Source organism: Bacteroides sp. (assembly GCA_036351255.1).
GTDB lineage: Bacteria > Bacteroidota > Bacteroidia > Bacteroidales > UBA7960 > UBA7960.
Genome location: JAZBOS010000042.1, coordinates 22084 through 33301, shown reverse-complemented (window position 1 = coordinate 33301; position 11218 = coordinate 22084). Strand labels below are relative to the sequence as shown.

At 45.3% G+C, this 11218-nt stretch carries 5 protein-coding genes; all 5 read left to right on the top strand.

From position 1 onward, the window contains the following. Positions 1 to 331 precede the first annotated feature (331 nt). Entirely contained in the window at positions 332 to 2215 is a 1884-nt protein-coding gene (locus tag V2I46_03790) for a glucoamylase family protein (GenBank protein MEE4176612.1), read from the top strand. A 112-nt stretch (positions 2216 to 2327) separates the two neighbouring features. Next, positions 2328 to 3710, top strand: coding sequence for a glucoamylase family protein (locus tag V2I46_03785; GenBank protein MEE4176611.1), 1383 nt, complete (start codon positions 2328 to 2330; stop codon positions 3708 to 3710). A gap of 43 nt (positions 3711 to 3753) precedes the next feature. After that, complete coding sequence (locus V2I46_03780) at positions 3754 to 6939, top strand: discoidin domain-containing protein (GenBank protein ID MEE4176610.1); 3186 nt, start codon at positions 3754 to 3756, stop codon at positions 6937 to 6939. Between the two features lie 22 nt (positions 6940 to 6961). Then, on the top strand, positions 6962 to 8749 hold the full coding sequence (locus V2I46_03775) for an MFS transporter (GenBank protein ID MEE4176609.1): 1788 nt from the start codon (positions 6962 to 6964) through the stop codon (positions 8747 to 8749). A 36-nt stretch (positions 8750 to 8785) separates the two neighbouring features. Continuing rightward, entirely contained in the window at positions 8786 to 11218 is a 2433-nt protein-coding gene (locus tag V2I46_03770; protein MEE4176608.1) for a beta-galactosidase, read from the top strand.

The window sequence follows — 11218 nt, the reverse complement described above, 5'->3', positions numbered from 1 at the left end:
TTTGGTTTTATTCAGTCACGTGCCGGTACGATGTGGGATAATGAACCCTGGGGCGGTTATGACTTCCCTGGAGCCAACCATTTTAAAGGGCAACTTGACGATGTAAGAATTTACCATAAAGTGCTCTCACCAGTTGAGATTCAACTGATGTATGATTCAGAAAAACCCTAAGGGTTGGTTTTGGTTAATAATGCAAGGGCGGGCTTCGGCCCGCCTTTGTTTAATAACTCCATTCCATATGGCTAGGTATAGGCGTGTTTTAGTTTTAATATTTTGCATTTTCCTTGTGTCTTCCTGTAAAGAAGACCCGGTTAATCCGCATACGGGTTCTTTGCAAATAATTCGTGCCAGGGCGGGAAGCACGGTCCTGCAAGCAGGACAGACTTCAGTGGATATTCCCATTGGGAGCAGTTTCTATATTGAATTTTCCGCAGCCCTTGACACCACTTCTGCAAAAGAAAACATTTTCCTTTCCAGGGAAGGGTTTGCCGGAAATATTGCAGCAAACATTTCTTTTTTAGATCAGAACAAGACCGCCGTCCTATCGCCCATTGAGCCTTTATCCTATCAAGAGGATTACAGCCTGATAATTTCAGAAAACTTAAATGGGGATCAAAAAGAGAGTTTTCCTGGCATAGAATTTGACCTCACAACAGAGCAGGGCCGCCTGCTCATTGAAGAAATAACCCTGAACGGATTGAATATGAGTTCAGGGTCAATCTTGAAGGGCATTGCATTCGATGAACTGGAACTGGTCGTTCGATTTAATGAAGCCCTGAATCCTGAAAATTACGCTGGTAAGTTTTCCTTTTTCCCTTCTATTAGTTATTCATTAGCCCTTTCGGAAGACCAGAAAACAGTAACCATCACGAATGATGGAGAACTGGATTACTACACGAAGTTCCGTTTTATTATTTCATCAGCCCTGGTCTCTGCAGGAGGATATGAATTTGATGGTTTTATGCGGTTTTTCGTAACTGGCCTGAATCCCTCTCAAAAGTTCCCGACCATTAGCGATGATGAGCTATTAACTCTGGTGCAGCAACAAACTTTTAAATATTTCTGGGATTATGCACATCCCGTGAGCGGGCTTACCCGCGAACGCTATCTGTCAGGAGAAACGGTTACCATTGGTGGTAGTGGATTTGGCCTGATGGCTATTCTGGTGGGCATTGAAAGGAATTTTATCACAAGACAAGAAGGGATAAGCAGGCTTAACACCATTATTGACTTCCTTGGCACTGCCGATCGTCATCACGGGGCATGGCCGCATTGGATGAATGGAACAAGCGGGCAAACCATTCCCTTTGGTTCAAAAGATGACGGGGGTGATCTGGTGGAGACTTCATTTATGGCGGCAGGTCTGCTTACAGTCAGGCAGTACTTGGATTCTGGGATCCCCTTTGAAAATGAAATGATCGGGAAGATCAATAACTTGCTTGGAACCATAGAGTGGGACTGGTATACACGCGGAGGGCAGGATGTGTTATACTGGCACTGGTCACCCAACTACAATTGGGATATGAACATGCAGGTCAGGGGTTACAACGAGGCGTTGATCACCTATTTCATGGCCGCTACTTCGACCACCTACCCCATTGCGGCATCTGTGTACCATAAAGGCTGGGCCAATGAGGGTGGGATCATCAACGGGCAAAGCTATTACGGCATAGAGCTGCCGGTTGGATATGCCTATGGTGGACCGCTGTTTTTTGCCCACTATTCGTTTATGGGACTGAATCCGCAAAACCTGTCGGACCAGTATGCCAATTACTGGGTTCAGAACGTAAACCACAGCCTGATCAACAGGCAACACTGCATCTTCAACCCGGCGGGCCATCTGGGATATGGAGAAGATGCCTGGGGATTGACAGCAAGCGATGATCCGGAAGGGTATGCCGTTCACGAGCCTACCCGCGACAATGGTACCCTGACGCCAACGGCAGCATTGTCTTCCATGCCTTTCACACCGGCAGAATCCATGGATGCTCTCAGACATTTTTATTATACCTTGGGTGACAAGCTCTGGGGACCTTATGGATTTTATGATGCATTTAACCCAGGGGAGGGCTGGTGGGCTGATTCTTACCTGGCCATAGACCAGGGCCCCATCGTGGTCATGATCGAAAACTATCGCTCAGGACTTTGCTGGGACCTGTTCATGTCTGCTCCTGAAGTGGATGAAGCAATGAATAAACTGGGCATCAGCAACTGATTGTTGCTTGATTGAAAAATAGACTAAAGGAGTGCCTTTCCCAGCGGTTTCTCAGACAGGAAGGGCAGAAGGTTTTTGAATGGTATAAATGAACCTCAAAACCCCAAAATAAATGAAGAACGTAGCAATAATTTTCTTAGGATTGATTCTCGCCGCTTGCAATGCAAATCCGAATACAGAATACAAGTCATTTGGGAAAGTGGATTATTCCCTAAGCCCTGAAGATGAAGTACTATTGGATTCCATCCAGGAAAAGACTTTCCAGTTCTTCCTTCATGAGCATCATCCGGTATGGGGTATAGTCAAGGACAGGGCATCACGAACAGCACCTTCAAGTATTGCTTCCACAGGTTTTGGCATTCCGTGTTTTGCCATTGGTGCGGAAAGAGGCTGGATTACCCGCGAAGAAGCTGCAAAAATAACATTTAACGTCCTTGATTTCCTGATGAGTTCAGAACAAAGTCGTGATACCAATGTCACAGGTTACCAGGGGTTTTATTACCATTTTCTGAGCATGGAGACCGGAAGGCGTGTTTGGAGGAGCGAATTATCTTCCATAGATACTGGTCTGCTGGCCATGGGAATACTTTTTGCGCGGAATTATTATGGTCAGGCCAATGAAACAGAGAAAGCCATCCGGGAGTTTTCAGGAAGGCTTCTGGACCGGATGAACTGGAATTTCTTTGACATGCCGGATGACAGCAGGCATCCCCACACCATTTCGATGGGGTGGAAACCCGAGGACGGCCTGATTGACTGGGGATGGTATGGATATAATGAAGGGCTTTTCCTGTATATCCTTGCGGCCGGGATGGATATGGAAAACGTGGACAGAAGCTATGCTGCATGGATAGAAACCTACAAATGGCAAACTCCCTATGAAGGACTCTCCCACGTGGCATTTCCCCCGCTTTTTGGCCATCAGTTTTCGCATGCCTTTATTGATTTTCGCGGACTTGTAGATCCCTATATGAAAGAAAAAGGCATTGATTATTTTGAAAACTCAAGGCGGGCAACCCTGGTTCAACAGCAATATGCCATAGAAAACCCCCATGGATGGGTTGGGTATGACTCATTATGCTGGGGGGTGACTGCCAGTGATGGACCCGGTGAAGTATACAACTTTGATGACAGGCATTTTTACGGATATGCCGGAAGGGGTGCTGCAGGGCCGGAGTATAACTATTTTGATGATGGGACCATTGCTCCTTATGCCGCTCTGTCTTCCCTCCCTTTTGCCCCGGAAATCGTTTTGCCCACGGTTAAATCCATGTTTGAGAGAAATGGTAATCGCATCTGGGGGAAGTATGGGTTTTATGACTCCTTTAACCATACTGCCAACTGGGTAAATGACGATTATATTGGCGTTGCCCAAGGCCCTTTGCTTATTATGATTGAGAATTTCAGGACTGGCCTGGTTTGGGATTATGTGATGATAGATCCGATTATTCAAAAAGGGCTTGCAAGATTAGGCTTTGAATATTTGGAGCAATAAGTTTTAGTATCTCAGTTCTTTTCTTTGTTCAAAAACAATGATCATGAGATATACAATAAGGGTTTTCGTTGTTTTATTATTCAGTTTTCTTTTTTTGTCATTTGATGGCTTGGGGCAGATCACCCTGGATGATTTTGAAAATGCCGAAGGGTGGGAGGTTATCCAATCGGACGGTGTTAAACTAGATGTTTCAAAGGATGAGGGAATGACAGGTAAAGCCATCCGCTTTGACTATGATTTCACTAAGGGTACAGGCTATGGCGGTATTCAGAAATGGTTCCCCATTGACTTACCGGAAAATTTTGAGATTTCCTTTTATGTAAAAGCAGAGTCTCCTTCCAATAATTTTGAAATCAAGTTCATTGATCAGAGTGGTGATAATGTCTGGTGGGTTAACAATCGCAATTACGATTTTCCAAAGGAATGGACCAGGATCCGCATAAGGCCAAGGCATATTGGTTTTGCCTGGGGCCCTACCGATGATCGTAGTTTTAAGCGGATTGACCGGATCGAGTTTACCATTGCCTCCTTTGTGGGCGGGGAAGGCACTATTTGGATAGATAACCTAACCCTTAAGCCACTGGATCCTGAACCTGAGTTCTACCCTGAACCCCTGGTAAAAGCAGCATCTTCTGCCAGAAAGCAAACCCCATCCCTCATGCTGGATGGATTACAGGAAACCTGGTGGTTTAGCAAGAGGGGAAGGAACCAGTATGTCGATCTGGATTTTCAAGTCCGCAGGGAAATTGGGGGGCTTGAGATCGATTGGCTGGAGGATTATGCTGCCAGGGCTTTTGAGGTACTGCTCTCATACGATGCCATTCATTGGGAAAAAGTATACTCTGTCAGTGCCAACCAGGGAAACACCAGTTTTGTCAGGCTTCCTGAAGTAGAGGGACGTTATATTAAGATTCGGCTGCTGGGAAATAATCATGAGGGAGGATTTGGAATACGGGAACTCAGACTCCTTGATATTGAGCAATCTGCCACAATGAATGATTTCCTTAAGTATGTTGCAGGCCATTCACCGGAAGGAGATTATCCCAGGTACTTCCGTGATGAGGCTTCATACTGGACTGTCATGGGCGTGAACAACGACCGTAAAGAAGCCCTGATCAATGAAGACGGAATGGTGGAGGTGGAAAAGGCCTTGTTTTCCATTGAACCCATGATCAAAATGGGTGATCAGATTTATAACTGGAGCAAGGTTGATGCGCAGCAGTCTCTTGATTTTTTTGATGATTTTCCAGGTTTTCAGTTTTCTCCTTCGGTGACTTGGAATATGGGAGATGTGGAATTTGTTACGGGTATTTCTGCCAGCGGAGAGGCCAACAAAAATTCCCAGTTAAACATTGGATATGCGTTTAAAAACCTTTCCAGTGAGATAAAAGAGTTGGAATTATTTCTGCTCGTACGCCCATTCCAGGTAAATCCTTATTACCAGTTTCTGAACCTGCCGGGTGGAACCGGTAGGATTGAATCCATCCGGGAAATGAATCCAGGAAGGGTGATAAATGTGGATGAAAAGATCATTTACAGTTTGAGGGACTACGATTACTTCTCTGCTATTGGTTTTGACGAAGGGAGTCTCGTTGACTTTCTCCGACAAGGGGTCATCCCTGAACAAAAAGCTGTTTCTGACCCGGAAGGCCTTGCCAGTGGGGTCTTGAAATATTTAATCCGGCTTCAGCCGGGGGAGCAAACGGAGTTTTTTCTGGTTGTTCCTTTTTATGAACAGCAGCCTGATCCCATTATGCTTAGCAATGAAATCATCCGTAAGGAATTTCAAGAAACCAATCAATTCTGGGAAGATAAAATTGACCTGATCCGGTTCAATTTACCCCAGTCGGCAGACAAAATTATTGATACTTACCGGTCCAATCTGGTATATATTTTGATCAACAGGGATGCGGCAGGCATTCAACCCGGCTCCCGTTCCTACGAGCGAAGCTGGATACGGGATGGTTCACTGACTTCATCGGCCTTGCTGAAAGCAGGGATTGTTGATGAAGTGCGCGATTTTATCCTGTGGTATGCGGCTTATCAATATGAAAGCGGTAAGGTGCCTTGTGTGGTCGATTTTAGGGGCCCCGATCCGGTACCTGAACACGACAGCCACGGACAGCTTATTTACCTAATACGCGAATATTTCAATTTTTCCCGTGATACTGCTTTCCTCAGAAGACTGAATCCAAATGTTCTTTCCGCCGTGGATTATATTGAATCCCTGGTTTCGGAACGATCCACCGATCATTTTAAGTATGGGAATGACAGTATTCGAGCCTATTATGGCATTGTTCCGGAATCCATCAGTCACGAGGGATATTCCGAAAAACCCATGCACTCCTATTGGGATAACTTTTTCATTATGAAGGGCCTGAAGGATGCAGTGGAAATCCAGCGCATTCTGGGCAATCAGGAAGCCCTTGCTTCCACTACCGTCGTCAGGGATAATTTCACACAAAACCTTTACAACTCATTAAGGTTGGCCATGAAAACCCGTGGGATTGATTATATCCCCGGTTGTGTTGAACTGGGAGATTTTGACCCTACCTCCACCACAGTAGCCCTGACCCCTTGCAACGAGTTGATAAATTTACCTAAACCTGAGATTTACAATACTTTTGAACGGTATTATGAATTTTTTAAATCGCGCAGGGATGGTATCCGTGAATGGGTAAATTACACCCCCTATGAAAACCGGCTCATTGGCTCCTTTATCCTTTTAGATCAACCAGACAGGGCACATGAACTTATAGACTTTTTCATTGGTGACCAGCGCCCGCACGGGTGGCATCACTGGGCTGAAGTTGTTTGGAAAGACTACCGTATTCCCCGTTTTATCGGCGATATGCCCCACACTTGGGTAGGCAGTGATTTTCTGAACGCCGTCCGCAGTATGTTTGTTTATGAAAATGATTATGATGAGTCGCTGGTGCTGGCACCTGCTCTTTACCAGGACTGGATCGATGCCCCAGAAGGGATGTCAGTGGAAAACCTTCCCACCTATTATGGCAAGCTCTCATATGCCATTCAAAAGGCAGAAGGGCATTATGTATTTTCTATCTTTGGCGACCTGGAACTTCCTTTCAATGGATTGGAGATCCGGAACTTCAACCAGTCAAAGAAGCCTGTCAGGGTGACCATTAATGGGGAGGAGAGTCTGAACTATAATGAAAAAAAGATCCAAGTGAGTGAGTTTCCTGCAGAAGTGGTGATTTATTATTAAATTTTCCGAAAACAATCTTAATATGGAACAGGCTGAGTCCGTTGCTGCAACTAACAACAATTCCACTGACAGGGTAAGTTTTGCCCAAATGGCCGCCTATGGTTCAGGGGGCATTATTCCCATCGCCCTGTTTAATGTTGCTGGCATACTGGTTGGGCTGATGGGCAATATCAGTTTGGGCCTGAGCGCATTTTGGCTGGGGGTCATTTTGATCATCCCGCGTTTATGGGATGCGGTTTCCGACCCTATCATCGGTCACCTTTCTGATAATGCACGTACCCGGTTTGGGCGCAGGAGGCCATTTATCCTTCTTGGGGGGATCTTGGTAGGTGTCTTTTTTGTAGTGATGTGGTGGGTGCCCAAAGGGGAAATGATCAGAATCTGGTTTCCTTCAGAGGCAGGATTCCAGGCTTTTCAACTGGTTTATATCCTGATCTCTCTCTTGCTGTTTTTTACAGCCTGCACCATATTTGAAATTCCTCATGGTGCCCTTGGCATGGAAATGACCAGCGATTATCACGAACGCACCAAGCTCTTCAGTGCCAAGAGTTTTGTGGGTAACCTTTTTGCCATGAGTACCCCCTGGCTATTTGCCCTGGCCAATATGGAGGTATTCAGGGGTCCGGGTGGTAATGAAGCAGATGGCATGCGTTATGTCTCACTAATGGTCGCTGGATTGTTGATTCCACTCTCTATATGGTGGTTCTTTTCTTTGCGGGAACCCGGATTTAAACGAGTTTCTGCGCAGGCAAAAACACCTTTCTGGAGCGATATGAAACATACCTTCGGAAACCGGAATTTCATCCTGCTTACCCTGACCATTTTTACCCTTGCCATGGGCTTTAATTTTGTAAACTTGCTCGGATCCTACATTCCAATCTTTTATGTATTTGGTGGGGATAAAGTGGCTGGTGCATACCTGTTGGGTATTAATGGCACAGTATGGGCAGTGACTGGATTGCTTGCCGTTTTTCCCCTGAACTGGATCAGCCCCAAGATAGGCAAAAGGAAAACCTTAATGATTGCCATTGCCCTGATGGTTGTTGCTCAGCTGTCAAAGATTGTATGTTACAATCCTAAATATCCTTACCTGATAATTATTCCAACCTTATTGCTCTCAGCAGGTATGTTGTTTTTCTTTACGCTGGGATCTTCTATGGTGGGTGACATTTGCGATGAGGATGATCTCAATACGGGGCATCGAACTGAAGGTAGCTTTTATTCCATTTTCTGGTGGTTCATTAAAATGGGGACTGCCCTGGCCAGTTTTGTGGCAGGCTCATTGATAGTATTTACACAATTTGATCAAACGCAGGTCACCAAAGTGGATGCCTTGGAAGGCAGCGTAAGGGAGATGCGCGTTGAATGGGAAAATCTTGAAGAAAATGAAGAAAGCACGGTGAATTTTTTCAGTCTTGTTGACAAGGCCATAGATCGGACTTCTGATCTAAAAACTCACCTCGAAGAAAGAGAATTAGAGAAAAGAAAGGATAATGAACACCACGAAGTATTAACGGGTCATCTTGAAGATTTGGAGAACCATCTGGAACAAATGAAACCCGGCGCATCAAAAGAAGCATTGGGTAAGGAATTGGATGCGGTGGAGCAACTTATTGTGCCATTGAAACGTCAATCTCCATTTACCCTCTTGATGATGCGAGTGGTTGAAATTGGATTGCCTATTATGCTAAGCATTTTTTCCATTTTCTTTATCACACGCTATGCCCTGACTGAGAAACGGTCACACGAGATTAAGGAACTTCTCCGAATCCGTAATCGGGACCGGGATATTGCTGAAGCCACTGCCTGATGACTTGTTTATTTCAAAAACACTAATCAATGGTATATGACGTTTCGAATTGAAGATAAAAATTTTGTTTCTAATAACCGCAAGACCTTCCTGAACTCAGGTGAGATTCATTATTTCAGGATTAAGCGGGAATATTGGGAAAAGCATCTTCAGGCAGCCAGGGAGGCTGGTCTGAAAACCGTAAGCTCATACGTCCCTTGGGCTTGGCATGAGCCGGAAGAAGGATTTTTTGACTTTAAAGGGGACTCCCTGCCTGAGCGTGATCTGGTAGGCTGGCTCGAATTATGCAAAGCGCATGGTTTGACTTGTATCGTTAAACCTGGCCCTTTTATTTTGGCTGAGTTTAGAGGGGCTGGGCTGCCTGATTGGTTTCTGGATAATAATGGGACCAGTGTACGGATGCATAACAGCCGGGGAGAGGCTGTTTCCAGTGAGGGCGTGTCTTTGTTCCATCCCGCGTATCTTCAAAATCTTACCTTATGGTACGACCAAGTCTTGCCACTGATCAGTGGGTATGAGATGCGTGCTGGTGGGCCGGTTATTTTGATGCAGATCTGTAATGAGATTGGCTTGTTTTCCTGGCTCGCCCATCAGGCTGACTATTCAGGCCCTGTTAGGGGAAGGTTCCGTCAATATCTAAAAAACAGATTTTCAAGTGTTCAGCAAATGAATGAACTATGGGGAACTGACTTTGATAGTTTTGATCAGATTGAACTTCCTCCTGATGGCAACCTTCCCTATGAATCCCGGGGCGACAGAAGCAGGGACCATGAGTGGCATCGTTTCTGGCGTACTTATTATGGAGAGTACCTGAGGATGCTGATTCGTATGGCCAGGGACCGGGGAATTACCGTCCCCGTATACCATAATCTCCCGGGCTGGATTTATGGCCATGGATACGAATTCCCGGTGAATATTACTATGTACCAGGACCTGTATGGTGAAAAGAGTGAACTTAGTTTTGGGGTAGATCATATCCCAGAGTTCCTTTCTTACAGGAATATGCATGACGACCGCATCATCAATGATATCACCAGTGCCACGCAGGGTAATAAGCACCTTTTCGCTGCTGAGTTTCAAAGCGGGTCACGTGAATATCATGTTGTCACCAATCCCCGTGAAATGGAGCTTTTCTATAAGGCCAGCATTTCCAACGGGATAATGGGATGGAACTACTATATGTTCTCCCAGGGGCGCAATCCCGAAAGGAAGGGCTATTCTGGGGATACCTTTTATTGGTTTACGCCCCTGACAGCTGAAGGAGAAAAATCCAACGCCTTCCCATTGGTGAAAAGGATGAGTCGTATAGTGGATTTTATGGAAAACCTCATTGTAGAGGCCAGGCGCAGGGCAGAAATTTGTGTCCTTTTTTATCCGCCTTATTATGCATCCGAACTGGAACGCCCCGAAACAGGCGCTAGTGCTCTTTCTTTTGTCCCTTCAGCCATCCGCCGGCCAGCCTATTTCGACGGACTGCTGAAAGTTCTTCAGCTACTCAATGTCGATTACGATATGGCTGACCTAAGCCAGGTGGAAGCTGCCGGATTAGAAAAATACAAGCAAGTATGGGCCTTCGCGACCGATGAAATGGATGCAAGGGAACAACAGGTTTTGATGAATTACACCAAGGCGGGAGGTCACCTGGTCATTTTCCCTCATTTGCCCGACAGAGAGATGTCACAAAATCCCTGCACTATTTTGCGCGATGCTATCTCCATAAAGCCTTCAGGGAAATTTGTCATTGATTCACCCCTTATTGATGTCCTTGGCTTAAGGGATATCAAGTGTGCCAATCCCCAAATGGTTTTTGATGAAAATACTCTGTCAAATGCTAAAATAATTGCCCGAACTCTTTCCGGTGCTCCTTGTGGGTTTGAAAAAAACCTGGGCAAAGGGAAGATGCTTCATCTAGGTACCTGGCTCGGTTTTGATACTGAGGGACATAAACCAGTTTATAAGGCATTGCTTGAAAAATCCGGTGCCAGGATATCCAATGCTTTTACAAGTAATGATGACCTTTCAGTTAGGCAACGTTTTACTCCACAATCTTCTTCTGTCCTTTTTGTGGGGAATTATTACAATGAGGCAAAAACCGGGCACGTAACCTATTCGCATCCTAAATCTGGTGAACGGATTAATATCCCTTTTTCAGGAGAGAAAACGATTTGGCCGCCACTCTATGGGATTCTGTGCCCGGTGGGTTTGGAAATTATCACAGGACTGGAGTTACTGCATTGTACTTCTGATATCCTTAATGTTGCCGTTGAAGATGGACTGATTGAAATCACTTTGTTTGGTGAGCGAGACCTGTTGGGAGAAATGGTGTTTGAAGGGGTTCAGGTCGAACGGATAATCAAAGCCTCCCTGAATGATGAGGTACTTGACTCAATCCTAGTTCAGGACCGGTATGTATTAAATTATAAACATCACCATCAGCAGGAAATGGTTCTTAAAATTAAACTTGCGTAA